The organism is Photobacterium nomapromontoriensis, from assembly GCF_050336815.1.
Lineage (GTDB): Bacteria > Pseudomonadota > Gammaproteobacteria > Enterobacterales > Vibrionaceae > Photobacterium > Photobacterium nomapromontoriensis.
Map to the genome: position 1 here is coordinate 37,580 of NZ_JAKJSL010000017.1, position 21,453 is coordinate 59,032.

General features: G+C 45.8%; 17 protein-coding genes. 14 read left to right on the plus strand and 3 right to left on the minus strand.

Annotation, left to right across the window (positions count from 1 at the left end; all coding sequences use genetic code 11):
* The first annotated feature begins 209 nt into the window (after positions 1 to 209).
* The 10 genes from L4D12_RS03305 to L4D12_RS03350 all read left to right on the plus strand — a co-directional run bounded on the left by L4D12_RS03305 (position 210) and on the right by L4D12_RS03350 (position 13,910).
* Positions 210 to 1,376 carry an efflux RND transporter periplasmic adaptor subunit gene (locus tag L4D12_RS03305; protein WP_428446567.1) on the plus strand — a complete coding sequence of 389 codons (1,167 nt, stop codon included), beginning with the start codon at positions 210 to 212 and terminating at the stop codon, positions 1,374 to 1,376.
* Between the two features lie 9 nt (positions 1,377 to 1,385).
* A complete protein-coding gene (locus L4D12_RS03310; RefSeq protein WP_428446406.1) occupies positions 1,386 to 4,556 on the plus strand; it encodes an efflux RND transporter permease subunit in 3,171 nt (1,056 codons plus the stop codon).
* A complete protein-coding gene (locus L4D12_RS03315) occupies positions 4,549 to 6,168 on the plus strand; it encodes an efflux transporter outer membrane subunit (RefSeq protein WP_428446407.1) in 1,620 nt (539 codons plus the stop codon). Before L4D12_RS03310 ends, L4D12_RS03315 begins: the two co-directional genes overlap by 8 nt.
* Positions 6,169 to 6,413: 245 nt before the next feature.
* Positions 6,414 to 6,728 carry a hypothetical protein gene (locus L4D12_RS03320; protein WP_428446408.1) on the plus strand — a complete coding sequence of 105 codons (315 nt, stop codon included), beginning with the start codon at positions 6,414 to 6,416 and terminating at the stop codon, positions 6,726 to 6,728.
* Between the two features lie 148 nt (positions 6,729 to 6,876).
* On the plus strand, positions 6,877 to 7,467 hold the full coding sequence (locus L4D12_RS03325) for a carboxymuconolactone decarboxylase family protein (RefSeq protein WP_428446409.1): 591 nt from the start codon (positions 6,877 to 6,879) through the stop codon (positions 7,465 to 7,467).
* Positions 7,468 to 7,476: 9 nt separating this feature from the next.
* Positions 7,477 to 9,720, plus strand: a complete 2,244-nt coding sequence (locus L4D12_RS03330; RefSeq protein ID WP_428446410.1) for a dihydrolipoyl dehydrogenase family protein — start codon at positions 7,477 to 7,479, stop codon at positions 9,718 to 9,720.
* A gap of 2 nt (positions 9,721 to 9,722) precedes the next feature.
* Entirely contained in the window at positions 9,723 to 10,898 is a 1,176-nt protein-coding gene (locus L4D12_RS03335; protein WP_428446411.1) for an ABC transporter substrate-binding protein, read from the plus strand.
* 54 nt (positions 10,899 to 10,952) lie between these two features.
* Complete coding sequence (locus L4D12_RS03340; protein WP_428446412.1) at positions 10,953 to 12,680, plus strand: ABC transporter permease; 1,728 nt, start codon at positions 10,953 to 10,955, stop codon at positions 12,678 to 12,680.
* Positions 12,646 to 13,305: an ATP-binding cassette domain-containing protein gene (locus tag L4D12_RS03345; protein WP_428446413.1), complete on the plus strand. Its 660-nt coding sequence runs from the start codon at positions 12,646 to 12,648 to the stop codon at positions 13,303 to 13,305. The genes L4D12_RS03340 and L4D12_RS03345 overlap by 35 nt, the downstream gene beginning before the upstream one ends.
* Positions 13,299 to 13,910, plus strand: a complete 612-nt coding sequence (locus L4D12_RS03350) for a CDP-alcohol phosphatidyltransferase family protein (protein ID WP_428446414.1) — start codon at positions 13,299 to 13,301, stop codon at positions 13,908 to 13,910. Before L4D12_RS03345 ends, L4D12_RS03350 begins: the two co-directional genes overlap by 7 nt.
* Before the next feature lie 99 nt (positions 13,911 to 14,009).
* Here L4D12_RS03350 and L4D12_RS03355 read toward each other — a convergent pair whose 3' ends face one another.
* Both L4D12_RS03355 and L4D12_RS03360 read right to left on the minus strand, forming a co-directional pair.
* Positions 14,010 to 15,350: a hypothetical protein gene (locus L4D12_RS03355; protein WP_428446415.1), complete on the minus strand. Its 1,341-nt coding sequence runs from the start codon at positions 15,348 to 15,350 to the stop codon at positions 14,010 to 14,012.
* Between the two features lie 11 nt (positions 15,351 to 15,361).
* On the minus strand, positions 15,362 to 16,552 hold the full coding sequence (locus L4D12_RS03360) for a hypothetical protein (protein WP_428446416.1): 1,191 nt from the start codon (positions 16,550 to 16,552) through the stop codon (positions 15,362 to 15,364).
* A gap of 495 nt (positions 16,553 to 17,047) precedes the next feature.
* Between L4D12_RS03360 and L4D12_RS03365 the strand changes: the two genes are divergently transcribed.
* A complete protein-coding gene (locus L4D12_RS03365; protein ID WP_428446417.1) occupies positions 17,048 to 17,284 on the plus strand; it encodes a DUF2986 domain-containing protein in 237 nt (78 codons plus the stop codon).
* Positions 17,285 to 17,362: 78 nt separating this feature from the next.
* Here the strand turns inward: L4D12_RS03365 and punR are convergent, their stop codons facing one another.
* Entirely contained in the window at positions 17,363 to 18,265 is a 903-nt protein-coding gene (gene punR / locus L4D12_RS03370) for a DNA-binding transcriptional activator PunR (protein ID WP_428446418.1), read from the minus strand.
* Between the two features lie 130 nt (positions 18,266 to 18,395).
* On the opposite strand from punR, the gene punC reads away from it, so the two are divergent.
* The 3 genes from punC (at position 18,396) to L4D12_RS03385 (ending at position 21,453) form a co-directional block, all read left to right on the plus strand.
* The gene (punC, locus tag L4D12_RS03375) at positions 18,396 to 19,604 is read left to right on the plus strand and encodes a purine nucleoside transporter PunC (RefSeq protein ID WP_428446419.1); all 1,209 of its coding nucleotides are present in this window, start codon (positions 18,396 to 18,398) and stop codon (positions 19,602 to 19,604) included.
* A 303-nt stretch (positions 19,605 to 19,907) separates the two neighbouring features.
* Positions 19,908 to 20,636, plus strand: coding sequence for an arginine ABC transporter ATP-binding protein ArtP (artP, locus tag L4D12_RS03380; protein WP_428446420.1), 729 nt, complete (start codon positions 19,908 to 19,910; stop codon positions 20,634 to 20,636).
* Between the two features lie 85 nt (positions 20,637 to 20,721).
* A complete protein-coding gene (locus L4D12_RS03385; RefSeq protein WP_428446421.1) occupies positions 20,722 to 21,453 on the plus strand; it encodes an arginine ABC transporter substrate-binding protein in 732 nt (243 codons plus the stop codon).

A 21,453-nucleotide genomic window follows, 5' to 3' on the forward strand; every position in this document is an offset into this window, starting at 1 on the left:
AACGCTAAGTAAACCCGCCATTTTTTCATAGCGTTAAATCCTTGAATCAGTCACTGCGATGTTACCAATGCAACGCTTCACGCAAAGATAAGACACATCGAGCAGCAAAAGTTAAATAAGCTAATCAATGTTCCGCAAGGTTGTCCTATCTCCAACCTGCCCTTACGGTTAATAACCTTGTCGTGAGAAATAAGGGGTGAGCATTGTCAGTGTCTATGATCAATAAATTGCACGTAAACCCGCTGCAAACATCTGTTGTATTGTTGAGCATATTGCTACTCCAAGGGTGTGAAGACCATCAAGTTCCGACCCAGCAACGTCCGCAATACGATATCGGCTATGTCATAGTTGCACCACAGGCGGTTGAGTTGCACGATACCATGCCAGGACGCACTCTGCCGTCCTATGAAGCAGAGATCCGTCCGCAAGTAGGCGGAATTATTCAGCAGCAATTGTTCGAAGGTGGCACGATGGTCAAACAAGGCCAGCCACTTTATCAAATCGATTCTGCCCCCTTCCAACTAGCCCTCAAACAAGCGCAATCAGACTTACGCAAGGCACTTGCCAACCAAACATCAACCCGTAACCTGGCAAGCCGATACCAACGGTTAGTCAAAGAACGAGCCGTATCGCGTCAAGACTACGATAATGCCGTCGCTAGCTACCAAGAGGCACAATCTTCAGTTACTAATGCACGCGCTGCCGTTGACAACGCCAAAATCAATCTTGGTTATACCCGTGTTACCTCACCGATAGATGGTCGTGCAGGGCGCTCAAACGTCACAGCTGGCGCGTTGGTTACCGCGAACCAATCATCACCGCTTGTTACAGTGCAAACCTATGACCCAATGTATGTAGATCTCACTGCATCCAGTACTGAGTTGCTCCAATTTCGTCGGGATTTAGCCCAAGGGGTCATTACCCGGGATCAGAATGAGTCACGGCAGATCAAGCTGTTTCTTGAAGATGGCACATCGTATGACCATCTGGGTACCATCCTGTTTGCGGATGTTGATATCAATGAAACAACAGGATCGTTCATACTCAGAGTCAGCTTTCCTAACCCTGACCAAATCCTGCTTCCAGGGTTGTTTGTTCGAGCATCACTACCACGTGGGGTTGATCACAATGCGATATTGGTGCCAGCCAAGGCCCTGACGCGCAACCCTAAAGGTGATGCTCAAGTCAGTGTCATTGACAGCGATAACAAAACCCAAGTCGTTGAGGTTGATACCAGCTATCTCATTGATCATCACTGGCTGATCACCAAAGGATTAAGTGGGGGTGAAAAAGTCATCGTCGACGGTTTGCAATTTGTACATCCCGGATCTCCGGTGACTAAATCACACGAAATTAGCGCACAACCGCAAAAATAGGAGGGTGATATGGCCCATTTCTTCATCGTAAGACCTGTCTTTGCTTGGGTGTTAGCCATCATGGTGATGCTAGCGGGTCTCATCGCTATCGTGTTACTCCCCATCGCTCAGTACCCGACATTAGCACCACCAGCTATCCAAATTTCTGCCACCTACCCGGGAGCATCAGCAAAAACAGCTGAAGACTCAGTCACGCAGGTCATTGAACAACAAATGAATGGGTTAGATAACCTGCTCTATATGTCATCCACATCAGACTCATTCGGTAATATCGCGATTACTCTGACCTTTGCAGCAGGTACTGATCCTGATATCGCACAAGTTCAGGTACAAAACAAACTCTCTGCAGCCACCCCTCTATTACCCATGGCCGTGCAGACCCAAGGGGTGCGAGTTGAAAAAGCCAGTAACTCTATCTTGATGGTGATCGGTTTTGTATCCGATGATCCTGATATGAACAATGCTGATATTTCAGACTATATAGCCAGTAATGTGCTGGATCCGTTAAGTCGAGTCGATGGCGTAGGGCAAACTCAGCTATTTGGCGCTGAATATGCCATGCGCATCTGGCTGGCCCCTTATTCACTTGATAGTTTTAACCTGATGCCTTCAGATATCGTCGCGGCGATCAAAGAACAAAATGCCCAAGTGTCTGCGGGCCAGCTTGGTGCTTCACCAGCCGTCCAAGGCCAGCAGCTCAATGCCACCATTACGGCTCAGTCGCAGTTAAAAACGGTAGAACAATTTCAAAATATTCTACTCAAAGTCAACACTGATGGGTCTCAAGTTCGACTTAAAGATGTGGCTCGCGTTGAATTGGGCGCGGCATCTTACCAGACCGTCGCCAATTACAATAAACAGCCAGCGGCAGGGATATCAATCGCATTAGCGACAGGAAAAAATGCACTGGAAACCGCCAAATTAGTACGAGAAAAACTCAGCGAACTTGAGCCCTTTTTTCCAGATAGCCTCAACGTCGTATATCCCTATGATACGACCCCTTTTATCAAAATTTCCATTGAAGAAGTAGTCAAGACCTTACTTGAAGCTGTGTTCTTAGTCTTTTTAGTCATGTTACTGTTCTTACAGAGTTTTCGCGCAACCCTAATCCCAACTATTGCCGTCCCCGTTGTGGTATTAGGGACCTTCGCGGTGTTACTGATCTTAGGGTATTCGATTAATACCTTAACCATGTTTGCCTTAGTATTAGCGATTGGCTTACTGGTTGATGATGCGATTGTCGTGGTTGAGAACGTCGAACGTATTATGGAAGAAGAAGGACTAGATCCTCGTGCGGCGACAGAAAAATCAATGACAGAAATTACCAGTGCCCTTGTGGGGATTGGGATGGTATTGATCGCGGTATTTGTCCCTATGGCTTTCTTCGGTGGCTCAACGGGGGCCATATATCGCCAATTTTCAATCACCATTGTCACCGCCGTTGCCTTATCTGTCATGGTCGCCATTATCCTCACCCCGACATTGTGCATCAGCCTGCTAAAAACAACCGATGGTCATAAAGATACCGGCTTTGCTGGTTGGTTTAACCGTAACTTCAGTAAAGCAACAGATGGCTACACCAAAGCCGTCACATTTATTACCCATCGCAGTGTGCGTTTTTTACTCATCTACCTCGGTATTGGGGTCGTGATAGCCTTCCTCTTTCTTCGCTTACCCGGTGGTTTTCTACCTGATGAAGATCAGGGGGTTATGATGAGCATGGTACAGCTGCCTACGGGCTCAACCCAGGAAGAAACACTGGAAATTCTTGACCAAGTTGAAAATTACTTCCTCGTTGATGAGAAAAAAAATGTTAAATCTGTTTTCTCAGTGGCGGGCTTTAGCTTCGCGGGATCCGGGGCGAATACCGGGATGATGTTCATTTCACTGGTCGACTGGGATCAACGAACCAGCCCGAGTGACAAAGTGAATGCGATAGCCAGACGTGCTATGGGCGCGTTTACCCAAATTCCTGAAGCAATGATCTATGCGTTTGCGCCACCCGCAATCATGGAGCTGGGTAACGCCACCGGGTTTGATATGTTCTTACAAGATCGCGCCAACCTCGGACACGCTACCATGATGGAGGCACGTAACCAATTACTCGGGATGGCCGCACAAAATCCCCAATTAATGGCAGTCCGTCCCAATGGACTGGAAGATACCCCCCAATTTCATATCGATGTTGATCAGCTCAAAACCCGAGCATTAGGCGTTGCGATAAATGACGTCAATACAACGTTAGGTACAGCGTTAGGAGGCACCTACGTTAACGATTTCATCGACCGAGGCCGTATCAAGAAAGTCTATGTACAAGCCGACACCCCCTATCGGATGGATCCCAGTGATGTGATGGAATGGCGGGTCCGAAACAGTGAGGGCTCAATGGTTGCCATGAGTGCCATAAGTAAAGGGGAATGGGCATTTGGCTCTCCGCGCTTGGAGCGGTTCAACGGCATATCTGCCATGGAAATTCTTGGGGAACCAGCTCCTGGCGTGAGTACCGGAGATGCGATGCTCACCATGGAGCAACTGGTCAGCAAGCTACCCTCTGGGGTCGGCATGTCATGGACAGGCATGTCCTACCAAGAGAAGATATCCAGCGGTCAAGCCCCGTTATTGTACGCACTCTCTATTTTGATCGTTTTCTTATGCCTTGCGGCTTTGTATGAAAGCTGGGCGGTGCCGTTTTCGGTGATCCTGATTATTCCTCTGGGTATTCTAGGGGCGGTGAGTTCCACCCTGTTTTTCGGTCTGGATAATAATGTCTACTTTCAAGTTGGTTTACTCACCACCATTGGCTTAGCGTCAAAAAATGCCATTATGATCGTCGAATTTGCCAAGTCATACCATGAGTCCGGTGAAGACATGTTCAAATCAGCTATCCATGCCGCTAAAATCCGCCTTCGCCCAATTTTAATGACTTCGCTGGCTTTCGGTATGGGGGTTGTGCCCCTTGCGATCTCAGACGGTGCGGGATCTGGTGCACAAAACGCGGTCGGTACTGGTGTCGTAGGAGGCGTATTGACGGCTACCTTCCTTGGGATCTTCTTCGTACCTCTATTCTTTGTCGTGGTTACACGGGTATTCCAAGGTAAAGATCATGAAGAACTCACCGCCACCCCACCACGAAATAACGCCGCCAATAGCACAGGAAATAAGGAGCCACGCCATGACTAATCATCCGGGCTTTATTTTATCCGCACTTGCTACTGCGCTTTTATCAGGGTGTATCAGTTTCATTCCTGACTATCAACGGCCAGCATTACCCGTTAATCAAAACTGGCCGGTACAAACCAACGATACCTCCGGTGGGAATTACTCAATCTATACCCCCGCGGTCGTCACATATTCAACCGGCCCATTACAATTATCAAGCCAAGCCATGCCAACGCCCCGTTCAAGTTCAATAGCACCGGATACCCTTTCTGCCACACCACAGACGACGGCTTCGCCATCCCCGGTGTTACCCGAAGGCGACTGGCGGCAGTTTGTGCGTAATAATAAAATCCAACAAGTCGTTGAGCTCGCTTTAAATAACAACCGCGATGTACGTATCGCGATACTCAATATTCAACGTGCTGAGGCACTCTTTGGTATACAACGGGCAAACCGTCTACCCAATATTGATATCACCGCAGGCGCAAGTAACCAACGGCTATCAGAAAATGCCAACAATGGAAACTCAACGATCAGACGCCAATACAGTGTTGACTTAGGTGTCACCAACTACGAAATTGATTTCTGGGGTCGTATCGCCAGCTTAGAAAAGCAAGCTTTAGAACAATACCTAGCAACCATTGATGCCAGAAAAAGCACTCAACTCAGTCTGGTCAGCAGTGTCGTCGAGGCTTATCTCACCTTAATCGCTGATCAACACTTACTTCAACTGGCAAAAAATACCCTTATCATTCAAGAGCGATCACTTGCCTTGACAGAAAAAAGTTTCAACAATGGTGTAGTAACAGGCCTTGATCTGGCTCAAGCCCTGACCACAGTAGCAACGGCACAGAAAGATGTCGCCCAGTTCACGAGTCAAGTCAATATCGACCTCAATGCTCTCACTACGTTAGTCGGCACCCAAATCCCTCGTCATTTACAACCACAACAACCCGAGTTAATCCAATTTGCACCTATTCAGGTTGGCATGCCGTCACAAGTATTATTACGACGGCCTGATATTGTGGCAGCAGAACACAACTTAATCGCAGCAAACGCTAATATTGGCGCAGCTCGTGCCGCTTATTTCCCCTCGATATCACTTACCGCAACAGGTGGCTTATTAAGCACCTCTGCTGATCAATTGTTTTCAGGGGATAGCCGTAGTTGGGCATTTTCACCTGCACTGGTTTTGCCCATTTTTCGCTGGGGTGAGCTAGATGCGCAACTTGATATTGCACGGGCAAATCAACAAATAGCACTTAATCAATATGAACAAGCCATTCAAACAGCATTTCGTGAAGTGTCAGATGCCTTAGCAAATCAAGCGACCCTGAAAGACCAAGTAGCGGCTCAGCAGCGCTTAGTCGATGCAACCGGTGACAGCTTCCGACTATCAAATTTACGCTTTGACGAAGGAGTAGATAATTACTTTGTCGTCCTTGATTCACAGCGCTCTTATTACACAGCCCAACAAGAGTTAATCAACACTAAATTGTCGGAGCAGCTCAATTTCCTCACGTTATATAAGGTGCTGGGAGGCGGATGGGTAGACAGTGATATTGCAGTACCTGCTTCTGCTGATTATGTTCCAAATGATGCCACTTCAACACCATCCCCACTCTCTCAATGATCCAATTTGCGGATCATGCTCATAGCAACTTGAGTCGCTTATTGACAAATTTCTGTCAGTAAGCGTCAAAAATTGAATCGCCTCACAAAGCTGTTTATAAAAGCATCAACACACTTCCAATGCGTAGGTACATTTGTACAATAACTGGCACGCACTCATCGGGGGTTGATATGCACTGTTCCAGACCTTTTCCAGGGCAAAGTGATCGTATGTTCAAAGATACGTTTAGCAAATGGCCACGCCTGATGAGACTGCTCGTGCTATTTAGCCTTCTCCCCCCTATCGTTGTCGTGGTGCTTATCAACTATCACATCGCGCCAGTGCATGCCCTGCTGGATATCTTTATCTGTGTGGCGACCCTAAACGGCACACTATTCATCTGGGGCCTTATTCTTAAAATCCGAGCCAAAAAATATTGGTACCGTAATTACCACATTGGTAAAACCATGATGTTGGCCATTATCCCAATATTGGCTTGTGGTTATGTATTAATCACAGAGAAACCCGTCAACAAAATTGTGACGCAACAGACACAATCCGTACAATTATCCATCAATTAACTCTGTTTTTTCTTTAATTTAGTCTACACCTGAAATTAATTCACACTTCTCTTGGTCTTTGTCTCATAACTATCTGATAATTTCGGTAATATTTACCACCATCAGATTAATACTCAATCAGTATCACAAGACAAATCATGAGGCCCACGTGCGAATTTCAACCAAAAGCCGTTATTCCTTTATCATCAAACCATTACTTTGGTTACAGCAACGTCATTACGGTAAAGTGCTAAATCCAGCGCTACTCTGGGGCCGTCGGCCGACTCTATTCTGGCTTGTCGCTGGTTTTTTTGGTTATCTTGATCGTAAAACTTCGCCCGTAACACCATTAATTCGTTCATTGGTTTGTGTACGAGTTTCTCAGCTCAATGACTGTGCCTTTTGTGTTGATGCTAATGGCATGAAACTGGCTGAGCGCTGCAACTCTGTCGAAAAAATAAAGGCGCTCGCGAATTGGCAACACAGTGATTTGTTCAATGAGCAAGAACGCAAAGTATTGGAATATGTCGAGGCCATCACAATCACAGGCCAGCGCGTTACCGATACTATGATTGATGGATTAAAAGTCGACTTTGATGAAGATACAATTGTTGAGCTTACCGCTTTGATTGCATTTCAGAATCTATCCGCCAAATTTAACACTGCTCTAGATGTGCCCGAGCAAGGGTTTTGCTCTCTACCCATCCAACCCAATTCAACGCAATCCCCACCCGCGACATCCACTAAGGATGAGCAATAGGAGCCTTATATGAACAGAAAAAAAATCGTGGTTCTCGGCACTGTTATCGCAATTATTAGCATGTGGTTTGCCTTTGACCTTAGTCAGTACTTCACTCTGGAGCAGGCAAAGGCCTACCAATTGTCACTACAAGACACTATTGTGTTGCAACCTTTTCTCTCTAGCTTGATGTTCTTTGTTCTCTATATCGTCGTCACGGCTTTGTCATTACCTGGCGCCGCGATAATGACCTTATTAGGTGCCGCTCTGTTTGGTTTTTGGTGGAGTTTATTGCTCATTTCATTTGCCAGCACCATTGGCGCAACACTCGCATTCCTATTCAGTCGTTATATTCTTCATGACTGGGTACAACATCGATTTGGCTACCGTTTAGGTGCCATCAATGCAGGGATAAAAAAAGAAGGGGCTTTTTACCTATTTTCATTAAGACTGATCCCGATTTTTCCATTCTTTCTGGTCAACTTATTAATGGGCCTAACGCCGATTACAACCAGAATGTTCTATCTGGTCAGCCAAGTGGGCATGCTCGCTGGCACCATGGTCTATATCAATGCAGGAACTCAGCTAGGCCAGATTGATACATTAAGCGGCATTATCTCGATGCCTGTATTAATCTCTCTGGCGCTACTGGGGATCTTCCCTTTCATTGCAAAATCCATCATGGGGATAATTAATCAACGTCGCGTTTATGCCCAATGGGCCAAACCTGCACATTTTGACCAAAACATGGTCGTCATTGGCGCGGGTTCTGGCGGTCTTGTCAGTGCGTATATCGCAGCCGCAGTAAAAGCCAAAGTCACACTGATTGAACGCCATAAAATGGGCGGTGATTGCCTCAATACAGGCTGCGTGCCATCCAAAGCCATCATCCGCGCAGCGCATTCTATGGCAGAAATTACTCACGCAAAAGAGTTCGGCATCACAACCCGTGATGTGCAGGTGGATTTTGCCAAGGTAATGGGCCGTATTCAGGATGTCATAAAAAAAATCGAACCTCATGATAGCGTCGAACGCTACACGGAATTGGGCGTGAACTGCATCAGCGGTAATGCCACCGTTGTGTCACCGTGGGAAGTCGAGGTCAATGGCCAACGAATCACGACGCGTAATATCGTCATTGCAACAGGGGCTCGCCCGCTGGTACCTGCGATTCCAGGCCTCGAAGAGATCAACTACCTCACATCGGATTCCATCTGGAATCTAACTGAACAGCCAAAGCGCCTATTGGTGCTTGGCGGAGGGCCGATTGGTTGTGAACTCGCACAAAGCTTCTGTCGATTAGGCAGCCAAGTCACTGTCGTCGAAATGGCAGAGCAACTGCTTATCCGTGAAGACCAAGATGCTGCGGAAATTATACAGGCCAGCATGGAAAAAGACGGCGTCGACATTAAAATTGGCCTCAAAGCAGTGCGTTTTGAATCACTCACCGATACATCAGGCCATACCGTTCAAAAAGCCCATCTTGAATACGTTACGGGTGAGAAAGCGGGTGAGCATATCTGCATAGAATTTGATACGGTTATGCTCGCACTAGGCCGCGTTGCCAACGTTCAAGGATTTGGTCTTGAATCATTGGGCATATCAACTACCGCACGTGGTACTGTCGAGGTAAATGCCTACCTGCAAACCAAATACCCGAACATTTATGCGGTGGGTGATGTTGCCGGGCCATTTCAGCTCACACATGCAGCAGCGCACCAAGCTTGGTACGCCGCAGTTAATGGCTTATTTGGCCAATTCAAGAAATTTAAAGCCGATTATTCCGTTCTGCCAGCCGCGACCTATACCTCACCTGAACTGTCTCGGGTAGGTATCAATGAGAAAGAAGCCAAGCAACAAGGCATTAATTTTGACGTTGTTACCTATGGTATAGATGACCTAGATCGTGCCATTACTGATGGTACAGATGAAGGGTTCATTAAAGTCATCACACCAAAAGGCAAAGATAAAATATTAGGTGTGACTATTGTCGGCCATAATGCGGGCGAACTATTGGCCGAATTTACCCTCGCAATGCGCCACGGCCTCGGTCTCAATAAAATTTTAGGGACGGTTCATCCCTATCCGACCATGAGTGAAGCCGCCAAATACACCGCTGGTGTCTGGAAAAAAGCCAATGCACCGCAAGGGCTACTCGCCATTGTGGAGAAATACCACGGCTGGATGAGACATGGAAAAAAAACAGCAGATCCACAAAACAATAAACAACGCCCTGCTGACCATACACTTAATGGAAATGAGGACGATATATAACCATGAAAAAAACACTATTAGGACTGGCGTTGGCGCTCGCCACTAACGTCACAATGGCCCAAACAGCAGAGCCTGCAACTCAATACTGGCAACAGGTATTGAGTGAAGCCAAAGGGCAGACCGTTTACTTTAATGCTTGGGGTGGGAGTCAGGAAATTAATGATTACCTCCGCTGGGCAGGCAGACAGCTAAAAAGCCAATACGGGGTCAACCTTAAGCATGTCAAAGTGGCAGATATTGCAGAGACAACCCAACGCTTACTAGCGGAAAAAACGGCAGGGAAAGATCAAGCGGGTAGCGTTGATTTAGTCTGGATCAATGGTGAGAATTTTCGCTCAATGAAGCAAAACCATTTACTTTATGGCCCATTCACTCAACAGCTTCCTAATTGGCAATATGTCGATAAGTCCCTGCCTATCGACCGGGATTTTACCGAACCCACCGCTGGCCTAGAAGCACCTTGGGGGGTTGGCCAGCTTGTTTTTATTCATGATAAGCAAACACTGAATAATCCACCGCAAAACTTTTCTGAGCTACTCAGCTTAGCGAAAGCATTTCCTGGAAAAATCAGTTACCCACAACCACCAGAGTTTCATGGCAGCAGTTTCCTGAAAGCAGCACTGCTTGAACTGACTGATGATCCTGACTCACTGTATCAGCCAATCGACATAAAAACGGAACAGCCGCGATTTGAGCGTGTCACTGCGCCGTTGTGGCATTACCTTGACCAATTACATGCTGTCGCCTGGCAACACGGACAGCAGTTTCCGTCGGGGTCGAGTGAGACAATCCAACTCCTCGATGATCGACAACTACTATTAGCAATTACATTTAACCCCAATGCGGCAAATGCGGCAATTGAAAACGGGAACCTCGTTGACACCGCAGAGACATATGCCTTCCAGCAAGGAGCACTGTCAAATATTCATTTTTTGGCTATTCCATGGAATGCTAATGCCAAGGCTGGCGCCATGGTCACGATTAACTTCCTGATGAGCCCAGCCGCACAAGCGCGTAAAGCAGATGCGACTATCTGGGGAGACCCATCAATTCTTAAAAAAGACATACTCGCCACCAGCGGTGCACAAGGGTTCAGCTTATTTAAATCGATTCCTGAACCGCATCCAAGTTGGCTAACCGCTATCGAACAAGAATGGCAAAAACGATACGGTAGCTAATGAGCTGCCTGTTCAGATAATGGGAGGGGGCCCCCTCCCATGCTTGAGTAATTTATGATTCAACTGTTATACGTTATCGCGCTACTTTTATGCTTCACGCCGTTACTGCCCGGCCTGCTTGGGTTGTTACTGCCTGCTATCTCTTGGTTACCCCCGTTGGGTTATCACTCACCGGATCTCACCGCTTTTGGATTAGTGAGTGCATGGCCAGGACTCTCAACATCAATCTGTTTAACTCTATTTACCGGCATTGGCAGCTCCTGGCTCGCCCTACTTTTTTCCTTTTTCATTTTAAGGCGCTACTGGGATACCTCCCGCTGGCAATGGCTGGAAAATACTCTTTCTCCGATGTTGGCATTACCGCATGTCGCCTTCGCTATTGGCTTTGCCTTCCTATTTTCACCGTCTGGCTGGATATACAGGCTACTTGAGTGGGTTGGTATAAACACTCAGCAAGGACTCAGTATTATTCAAGACCCCTATGGCATTGGCCTATTGCTCGCGCTTGCCATAAAAGAAACACCTTTTCTATTACTCATGAGCATCCCGGTGTTACAGCAACTACAGACCAGTAGACTAAATGCCGTCAGTGCCAGTCTCGGCTACGACCACAAACAAAGTTGGTTACGGGTCGTTTTACCCCTGTTACTGCCAAAACTTCGGCTTCCCCTCTTTGCCGTCGCAGCATATGGGCTCTCAGTGGTTGATGTTGCCTTGATTATCGGACCGTCACGCCCTACCACCCTCGCGGTATTGGTCTGGCAATGGTTTAACGAACCTGATTTACAGCAACTGCCTCGTGCAGCTGTTGGTGCGCTGTTGTTGCTTACGATAACCCTAGTTGTACTGGGTGGTTTCCGTGCCATTGAATGGCTGCTACTTTCCCACCATCGTCGCTGGTTGCTCAAAGGGGCATTACCGCGAAAAGGCTCTCAGCCTGCTTGGTTTCACCAACTCATTCCACTGTATACGCCTTTTATCCTACTGCCGATCCTGGTGGTCCCAATATTGACCGTCTGGTCATTCGCACAACGCTGGCGTTTCCCTGAACTATTTCCTAGTCGCTTTAGCACACGCTTCTGGCAACAAGAACTGGAACCATTACTACAGTTAAGTACTAACAGTATTTTGTTGGCATTAATCAGTAGCGCAATCGCTTTAATTTTAGCCATTGGCTGTCTTGAATATCGCCAAAAACACCATCGAGGCTTGCCTAATTGGCTTATCGCGATACCTTTGGTCGTGCCCCAGTTATCATTGTTATTTGGTGTTCAAGTCGCAACCTATCTTATACCCGGCCAGCATTACTGGCTGTGGGTAGTATGGAGTCACTTATTCTTTGTTTTTCCCTATTTATATCTCACGCTTGATGGCGCTTGGCGCAGTTATGATGTACGTCTTGACCAATGCAGCCGTAGCCTTGGCATGACGGGCTGGCAGACATGGTGGCAGATTAAGCGCCCCCAAGTACAACCTGCCATCTTAATGGGCTTAGCGGTAGGGATAAGCGTCAGCCTCGCACAGTACTTATCAACCCAAATGCTGGGGGCTGGGCGGATCAGTACAGTGACCACTGAAGCCGTTGCCTTAGCAAGTGGTCAAGACCGACGAGTCACTGCGATATACGGCCTGCTTCAAGGCGTACTGCCTTTTATCTTTTTTTCTATGGCGTTCGTAACGAATCGGCTAACAACCCATTATCAGCACCACCGCCATACGACACAGCAACAACGGAGTACACATCAGGATGACACTGTCTGTAATAAACCTCACTGTAAGTAATGGTGAGCAGCGTTTATTCTCACCCGTGACATTTACTGTCAAACAAGGGGATATATTCACCCTGATGGGCCCCAGTGGCTGTGGTAAGTCAACGTTGCTAAGTGCCATTGCTGGGCACCTTTCCTATGAATTCAGTTGTCAAGGCCATGTCACGCTCAACGATATTGATGTCATGAATCTACAGCCCAATCTACGCAAAATTGGTCTGCTGTTTCAGGATGATTTATTGTTCCCACATTTTACTGTGGCTGAAAACCTGATGTTCGGCCTGCCTAAGCACTACCGAGGAAAATTGCGTGAACAGCGCATAGCCGATACGCTAACAGCAATCGGATTATCTGAATTAACCCATAAAATGCCTAATGAAATATCAGGTGGGCAGCGCGCACGGATCAGCGTAATGCGCATGCTACTTTCGGAACCAGATGCAGTGTTGCTGGATGAGCCTTTTAGCAAGCTGGATAAAGCCCTGCGCAACGAGTTCCGCCTGTTTGTCTTCGAACAGATTCGCTCACGCAATATTCCAGCCATTATGGTCACGCATGACGATGCCGATATTCCAAAAAACGGCCAAGTTCTGCAATGGCCTTGGACACCACAATTACAGGAACAAGTTACATGCTAGATCGCTACGCCATTAAAGTTATTCGCTGGCCATTAAAACAACTCTCTGCATTACCTGATCGGTTAGGTGTTACCGCCAACCAAGTCACTATTGCCGGTTTTGTCATCGGACTTTTTGCCCTGCCCGCGTTAATGTTTGAACACTATCTGTGGGCGTTGGGTTTCATTGCACTAAATCGTCTCTTCGATGGATTAGATGGAGCAATTGCTCGGCGACAAGGTATTACCGATTGCGGTGGTTTTTTAGATATCACGCTCGATTTCTTATTCTATTCAATGGTGCCATTTGGTTTTGTACTGGCTAACCCTGAGGCGAACGCCGTCGCAGGTGCATTCCTGATCTTCGCATTCATCGGTACGGGTTCAAGCTTTCTCAGCTTTGCCATTATGGCTGGCAAGCGCAATATCGAAAGCCCGATCTATAAGCAAAAATCCTTATACTATATTGGCGGCCTGACCGAAGGCACCGAAACCATTACTTGCTTTGTGCTGTTCTGCCTGTTCCCTCAGCATTTCGCTCTGATCGCTTGGGGCTTTGGCTCATTATGCTGGATAACGACAGTTACCCGTATCTGGGCGGGGTATCAAACGCTGAAAGTACAATAAAAAAATCATCAATACAGTTTATCAAAGCCACCATTCTATACATTATCGTGGTGGCTTTGACTGTACCTCAATTACCCCAAGATGCAGGCTTGAGATAGGTTAAGAAGCATCCTCAAAGCCTTCGTCGCCTTGTTCCATTTCCAGTATCGCGACATCAACGGCGTCTTCATTGAGCATCTCTACAGATTCATTCATCACGGTTGATGCCGCTGCGGCATCCAGCACCATATCTTCAGGCATATCAGCAAGTTCTGGCACCTCTGAATACACTTGATTGACGACATAATTGTCTACCTGATGCCCAGAAGCAAACACCGCAAACGAGCTGAACATCATGCCTGTAATGAACAGCTTAGAGAAACTGTTGTAGTCTTGATATTGAACGATAATATCGCGCTGAGAAGCATATGATGAACAGAAGCGATTGGTCCGGTTCTGACAATTGTTTGGAATATCAACCAGCCAGTTGGATTTGTTACTGCTCAGTGCGAAACGTGACGACCGACGCCATTTCATCAGTACAGATTCAACTTTATACCTTCTATTTTCGCGATCGCTTATCTCATTTTTACAGCTTTCTTTCTGATCCGACAAATGCTGCTTTTTCTTACGAAGTGCTTCCAGTTTGGCAAGCATCGGAATAGCTTCTTTTCGAATGGAGTCTTTCATCAACCCCAAATCGGCACTATAAAAATGGGATGCCAGCGTCGTGTGCAGAGAATCCAGCGCAATACTTTCAAAATTAGTAACGATTTCACTCAATGTCTCATGCTCTTTTACTAGCTCTTTAATGGCCGTAATTCGACATGAAAGATCTGTATTTAACGATTGGATATTATCCAGTTCCACTTTCTTGTCATCGTAGTCATTAAATGCCGTAATGAGCTCACCGACAACAGCCTCGCACTTAGCGTATTTCCGACCACGACCAACCCATGCGAACGAAATAGCATCAACGACCTTATCAAAAAAAGATGAACCACGATGAATGTCCTTTTTAATCCATAAAAAATGAGGAGCCTGTTCCCAGCGCAGAATCGACTCATTGAAGCTGGCAATTATCTGCTGATACTCTTTTTCATCTGCCGTTAATTTCCCCACAATCGGATGAATAAGTGATTCAGAATTGATGAACTCTTCTGTTCCTGCAATTTCATCAATTCGAGCCTGATTGCGAACGTTTTCCTTGTGACATTTTTTTAACTCGCCCGGTAAGTGGATAGCCCCTACCTCTTGCGCGATACCACCAACAGATTGCTCACTAATATCTGTCAGCAAACCGTGAGCAAGGTTTAGCCTTGTATCACCCATATCTTTCATGATCTCATCAAGCGAGCTATTTATCTGGACCATCTGCTGGTTCAGTTGATCTATTTGGCTGGTATAAGATGAAATTGCATCCTGAGCATCTTTCATCCCCCGTTTACGGGTATAAATCATTTCTTATTTCCTTATGCAGCAACATTTGTGCGAGTTAGCACATCATTTTTTTCAATTCTGTTATTGATGATCCTTTGAGCAATCACTTCTAATTCACTACTCTCGAGCTGCCATGATCGTTTACTGGCTGCTGTTTCAATCAGGCTTTTCGCTGCAAGCACGCTACCCGAGAATGACGCTATGCCGCTTAGCCTAGTCGCGATCATCTCTCGGTTCAGCAAGAATCGCCTAAGATCAGAATTTAAGGACTCTACCCGACCGAACATACAAAACCCTTCACTTTCTTTTTGACGAATTCTGTCAGCCTGATCATCCATCCCCTTTTCCAGTGAATAAAATAACGTCGGCACACCTGCGGCCTGTAACTCTTCAAAACTGTTATACCCTGCTGCACTGATAGCGAAGTCAAAACCGGTGAAGTAACCGCTGATATTTGTCCCGGTAAAAGGAATAACGTGGCGGTCACGATAGTTAAGTTTCCCCTTAAATAGCGGTCCGTAACCAATGACGATAAGTGCCTCTGGCAAAATGTCGCGAACACATGATGTCCATGCATCAATCACTTGCTCACTGTGCTTGTCACCGCCACCACCGCTAGAGAGGTAGACTAATTTTTGATTCGGTTTTACCCCGAAGTATTCCCGCACCGATTCTCTGGTTAAGGCTTTTTCTGGCTTATAGCCATGAATTTTACCGGTATAAGTGGTATTTGGATGTAACGGGAAAGATGCGCAACCAGCCACTTCAGGACAAATGACTTTATCGTATAGCGCGATATGCATTTTTGTTGAAGCGTCGATGGTTTCTTGCTTACGTGCCCGATCGATAAAAACCGTTGTTCGAGCGAGACTTTGGATAAATGAGAACTCACCGTATGAACCTTTCGGGTTCGTATCTAACACTAAGGCATCAGGTGAAGCCGTACTAATATGACTGACTATCTGAGCTTTGATTGCAGCCGTTGTTGACTTAATAGGAAGAGCGAGTTCCTTAATCGTTGTCTTGGATGGAAACTTTGTCGTAATAAAATCAGTCACGACAGCAGGTGCGTCGGAAGTGGTGATAAATTCGAATCGAGGCTCTATACCTAGTGCTTTACACATTATTGCCGCATCAGTAGCAATATTATTCAGTCGGGTTATATGACCCAATCCAGTCCCGTTAATTGCGTAAAATACAATTTTCAGTGCCTTCGCGGACATTAGGTGTTCCTGTTATCAATATGTGATTAATTTACTATTTTCTAGCGTGTTACATTCTTAATTTAAGCAGCATTGTTAATTATGCCGCCTGGGCAAAGGTGATAATTTTCGTAGCATACCTTATTTACCAAGCTCACCAGCGATGTTTTTCCCAATTTACGAGCTAATTCGAACCAATTTTCTTCATGCAACCTACTCCGTACATCAATATTGCGGGCATTATCTATTATCTATAACAATGTATGAGGTCATTGATTAAATCGCTTTAAAATCAATGATTTTAATTTTCCAGTATCAAGCGATGATTAACAACCGTCGACGGTCATTCAATCCATCTGTTCGCTGCTTGCCAATGACGAGCGGTATAATCCCAGATACGTAACCTCTAGAGGGTTTGGATATACAATAAAGAGCGGCGAATATCACCCCAACGCTTGCCAAGCGTATTATTCCCGCTACAATCGTGCCTCATTTTTACTGAGCGACAAATCACTCATGAACCGCAAGAAAAAAATCAACGAAGCACTGAAAAAACACCAGAAAAGAAAGAACGCGAAGTTACACCGTAGTAATAAGCCGCGTTATATTTCTAAAGCCGACCGTGCGAAATATGAAGAAGCTGCACAACTTGCTGGTATGACTGTTGAACAGTACATGGATACACTGGTTTCAGCGGCCACGACAGAAACTGCAGATGATGTTGAAGCTACCGATACTGAATCAGCTCAGTAATTCAGGCTAACTGATTTGGTAAAGCAGGCTGGCAGCTCGCACTGCCTGCTTTCTCTTTCCCGATTACCATGATCGGATTTAACGCATCCACTCGCGATGTAGCTGTTCACTATCGCCAAGGTATTCCAGCAGCCAGGCAATAGCCGGATTCTGACTTTCTTTATTCCATGCCAAGCAGCACGGGCTGACCGCAGGCTTTATGGCTAATTGCTTCTCCACCAGCTCACCACTGGCGATACGCGGCAATACCATGTGCTCTGGGACAACACAGATCCCTAAACCCGATTTTAAGCATGACATCACGCTGTGCCAGTTTGGGACCATGATCCGGCGCTGGTTATCCATCAGCCATGTGGTACGCTTTGGCAGTACCCGTGATGTATCTTCCAGACAGATTGCCGGATAGTGAGCCAACTCATCAGGCTCAAGCAGATGATCGGCACTTGCAAGCGGATGATCAGGTGCGACCACAAAACGCCATGTTAGTACCCCCATATCGCGGTAATCAAAATGACCACTAACGGGTACAGCCGCAGTTGCACCGATAGCGATATCCGCACGTCCGTCAGCCAGTGCATCCCAGACCCCGTTAAACACTTCCATCGTCAGGTGCAATTCCATATCAGGAAATTGCCGATAAAAGTCCCTCACAAGGATATTTACCCGACTTTCACGCACCACTGTATCCAGCGCGACAGAAACACTTTGCGACCACCCATTCGCCACCCTTTGTGTTTGCAGTTTTAATTGCTCCATTTGCTTAAGCAGGCCTCTGGCCTCCTCAACAAAGTACTCCCCCGCAGGGGTTAATTGAACCTGACGGTGTAATCGAACAAATAAATCGACAGCTAACCGCTCTTCTATCACACGGACAGTGTAACTGATTGCACTTGGTACTTTGTGCAATTCTTCAGCAGCTGCAGAGAAGCTACCTCTGCGTGCGACAACATCAATAACTTGCAGATCATTATATGAAAACATGGCTTACCACTGTGTAGCATTATTTGGCATCAAATATTTTGAAAGCAATGGTGAAATTTTACCGTTTCACAGTTCAGAAAACCATGTATAAACTTGCCAGCATAGAAAAACAGTATATAGACACCTTTTTATGACTAATCAACCTTCAAAAATCACCACGTTCTGGTTTGCCTGTTTAAGTATGCTAGGTTTCCTAGCTACAGACATGTACTTACCGGCTTTTGAAACTATCCGTGAAGATTTTAATACATCACAATCACTTATCGGTTTAACGTTAAGTATTTTCCTTTTGGGCATGGCACTGGGTCAACTTGTATATGGCCCGTTATCTGATCGTATCGGACGAATTAAAGTGCTACTTGGCGGCATGACACTATTTAGCGTCGCTTCTGTATTATGTGCCTTTGCGCCTAACGTTGAGCTTATGCTTGCAGCCCGATTCGCTCAGGCGCTAGGTGCATGTAGTGCAACGGTTATCTGGCAAGCCGTCGTTATCGACCGCTACGACGGTAAAGTATCAGAGCGTGTATTCGCAACTATTATGCCGCTCGTTGCTTTGTCTCCTGCGTTAGCACCACTTGCAGGCGCACTGCTTGAGAATCATTTTGGCTGGCGTAGTATTTTTGTGGCCCTTGTTGGATTTGGTGCTATTTTAGCCATAATGACACTTAAAGAGCCTGAAAGTGCCAAATTGGACAAAAAACAAGAAAAATTCACGGTTCAACTGCGACAAGATTACCAGCAAATACTGAGTTCAAAAAAATTCATTGGTAATATGATCATCTTTGCAGCGTGCTCAGCCGCTTTCTTTGCTTACCTAACCGGCTCACCGTTTGTCATGTCCGCAATGGGCTATTCAGGTGCTGATATCGGTCTGAGTTATGCGCCGCAAACTGTTGCCTTTATTGTAGGTGGCTATGGTTGCCGTACACTATTAAACAAATTCGACAGCCAACAATTGCTGCCGTGGATCCTAAAACTGTTCTTCGGTAGTGTGACCGTGATGTTCCTAATTTCACTCAACACTGAACCAAAAACAATTTGGCCAATACTGATCCCATTCTGTTTCTTGGCGGTTGCCAATGGTGCAATCTATCCAATCATCATTAGCAAAGCACTGGAAGATTTCAAAAACTGCAGTGCAACGGCTGCTGGTTTATTGAACTTCTTACAGACAATGGTCTGTTTCGCGGCCAGTGGCCTAGTATCGGCTTTTGCCGCTTATGGCCTAATGACTGTCACTACCGCCATGTTCGTCACAGGCTTCCTAGCGTTAGTTGGTTTTGCATTCGTTGTTAAAGCGCGCAACGAAAGTAGCCAGCAAGCACAAACCGCTTAATCCAGCCCAGAGAATATGAATAAATATCAAGGCCACCTCCGGGTGGCCTTTTTCTTTTCTGTTAATCGCCCCCCTTTTTCCATGTAACACGTCATTAGCATCTTTCCCTTTGTGCTTCTTGTTAATTTTCACATCTACCTTTTGTAGCGTTATAAACCAGTGAGTTAGTCGGAAAATACACTCATTACAGGAACAAACATTAAACCTTTTTGCAACCTGCGAGATTTTTTATACATTTATCTTGCATAAGCAGTCACTATAGGTAATATGAGACTTAAGTGACAATTAATGCAGAATGTAAGCATGAGTATTCAAGTAAAACATATCAATAAATTCTACGGTAATACTCAGGTACTCCATGATGTGGACTTCACCTGCCACCAAGGAGAAACTTTAGTATTACTGGGGCCAAGCGGTGCAGGTAAAAGCTCTTTACTCAGAGTGCTTAACTTGCTTGAAAGTGCCAATAGTGGCCAGCTTGAGATTGCCAATGAAAAATTTGATTTTTCACAAACTGTTTGTGAAAAGCAGAGCCTCAAGCTCAGACGTAAAGTGGGGATGGTATTTCAACAATATAACCTCTGGCCTCATCTAACCGTGATGGAAAACTTAATTGAAGCCCCTGTAAAAGTCGCGGGCATTAATAAAGAAGAAGCGAAAAGCGAAGCATTAAAAATACTAACCACATTACAGCTTGCAGATAAAGTCGATGCTTGGCCGCTACAACTTTCAGGTGGTCAACAACAACGGGTAGCTATCGCCAGAGCATTAATGATGAAACCAGAAATCTTGCTCTTTGACGAACCCACTGCAGCACTTGACCCTGAAATCACCAATCAGGTCGTCAACATTATTAAAGATTTGAGCGAAACCGGAATCACTCAAGTGGTTGTAACTCATGAAGTGGAATTCGCGAAGAAAATTGCCAGTCATGTCCTTTATCTCGAAAAAGGCCACATGGTTGAACATGGAACCAAAGAGGCATTTAGTCACCCAGCAACCGCTGAGTTTGCCAAATACCTTAAGCACTAAACGGGTACTAAACATACCCCTAATTTTTCTTTTAGCATCTGATCGAGTCTAAAGGTGCTGTAATAACGACGCATGGAGTATCGTGATGAAAAAAATTTTACTGGCTTCTCTTATCAGTTTGGCATCAATACAAGCGGCTGCACAGGAAGAGATTAAATTCGCAATGGAAGCAACATACGCACCTTTTGAATATGTTGATGAAAACAACCAAATTCAAGGTTTTGATGTCGATCTGGCTAATGCCCTTTGTGATGTGATTGAAGCGAAATGTACCTTTCACAATCAACCTTTTGATAGCTTGATCCCTGCATTAAAATTCCGTCGCTATGATGCTGCTATTTCAGGCATTGACATCACTGAGCAGCGTCAGAAAGTGGTTAATTTTACGGATGCTTATTACGATAACTCTGCCGCTTTTGTTTCAATTAAAGGCACCTTGGCAGATCAAGCAGCCCTTAAAGGTAAACGTGTAGGTGTACAAAATGGTTCTACACACCAAAGCTATCTGACTGAGCAACTTGAAGGTGTAACAGCTGTCCCTTATGCCAGCTATCAAGACGCTTTCATCGACATGCAAAATGGCCGTATCGATTCTGTTTTTGGTGACACCGCTGTCGTGGCTGAATGGTTTAAGAAGAATGACAACCTAACGTATGTGGGTGATCAAGTCACGAATGCAAAATACTTTGGTAACGGCTTTGGTATTGCTCTTAACAAAGACAATCAAGCGCTACTGGAGAAACTAAACGCTGCACTGAAAACGGTAAAACAAAACGGTCAGTACCAGCAAATTTTTGACAAGTACTTCGGAAAGTAA

What these genes read in the sequence shown, in the direction of transcription:
- L4D12_RS03310 (WP_428446406.1), top strand. Translation starts at nt 1,386, where the DNA reads ATGGCCCATTTCTTCATCGTAAGACCTGTCTTTGCTTGGGTGTTAGCC.
- L4D12_RS03315 (WP_428446407.1), top strand. Translation starts at nt 4,549, where the DNA reads ATGACTAATCATCCGGGCTTTATTTTATCCGCACTTGCTACTGCGCTT.
- L4D12_RS03320 (WP_428446408.1), top strand. Translation starts at nt 6,414, where the DNA reads ATGAGACTGCTCGTGCTATTTAGCCTTCTCCCCCCTATCGTTGTCGTG.
- L4D12_RS03330 (WP_428446410.1), top strand. Translation starts at nt 7,477, where the DNA reads ATGAACAGAAAAAAAATCGTGGTTCTCGGCACTGTTATCGCAATTATT.
- L4D12_RS03335 (WP_428446411.1), top strand. Translation starts at nt 9,723, where the DNA reads ATGAAAAAAACACTATTAGGACTGGCGTTGGCGCTCGCCACTAACGTC.
- L4D12_RS03340 (WP_428446412.1), top strand. Translation starts at nt 10,953, where the DNA reads ATGATTCAACTGTTATACGTTATCGCGCTACTTTTATGCTTCACGCCG.
- L4D12_RS03345 (WP_428446413.1), top strand. Translation starts at nt 12,646, where the DNA reads ATGACACTGTCTGTAATAAACCTCACTGTAAGTAATGGTGAGCAGCGT.
- L4D12_RS03350 (WP_428446414.1), top strand. Translation starts at nt 13,299, where the DNA reads ATGCTAGATCGCTACGCCATTAAAGTTATTCGCTGGCCATTAAAACAA.
- L4D12_RS03355 (WP_428446415.1), bottom strand. Translation starts at nt 15,350, where the DNA reads ATGATTTATACCCGTAAACGGGGGATGAAAGATGCTCAGGATGCAATT.
- L4D12_RS03360 (WP_428446416.1), bottom strand. Translation starts at nt 16,552, where the DNA reads ATGTCCGCGAAGGCACTGAAAATTGTATTTTACGCAATTAACGGGACT.
- L4D12_RS03365 (WP_428446417.1), top strand. Translation starts at nt 17,048, where the DNA reads ATGAACCGCAAGAAAAAAATCAACGAAGCACTGAAAAAACACCAGAAA.
- punR (WP_428446418.1), bottom strand. Translation starts at nt 18,265, where the DNA reads ATGTTTTCATATAATGATCTGCAAGTTATTGATGTTGTCGCACGCAGA.
- punC (WP_428446419.1), top strand. Translation starts at nt 18,396, where the DNA reads ATGACTAATCAACCTTCAAAAATCACCACGTTCTGGTTTGCCTGTTTA.
- artP (WP_428446420.1), top strand. Translation starts at nt 19,908, where the DNA reads ATGAGTATTCAAGTAAAACATATCAATAAATTCTACGGTAATACTCAG.
- L4D12_RS03385 (WP_428446421.1), top strand. Translation starts at nt 20,722, where the DNA reads ATGAAAAAAATTTTACTGGCTTCTCTTATCAGTTTGGCATCAATACAA.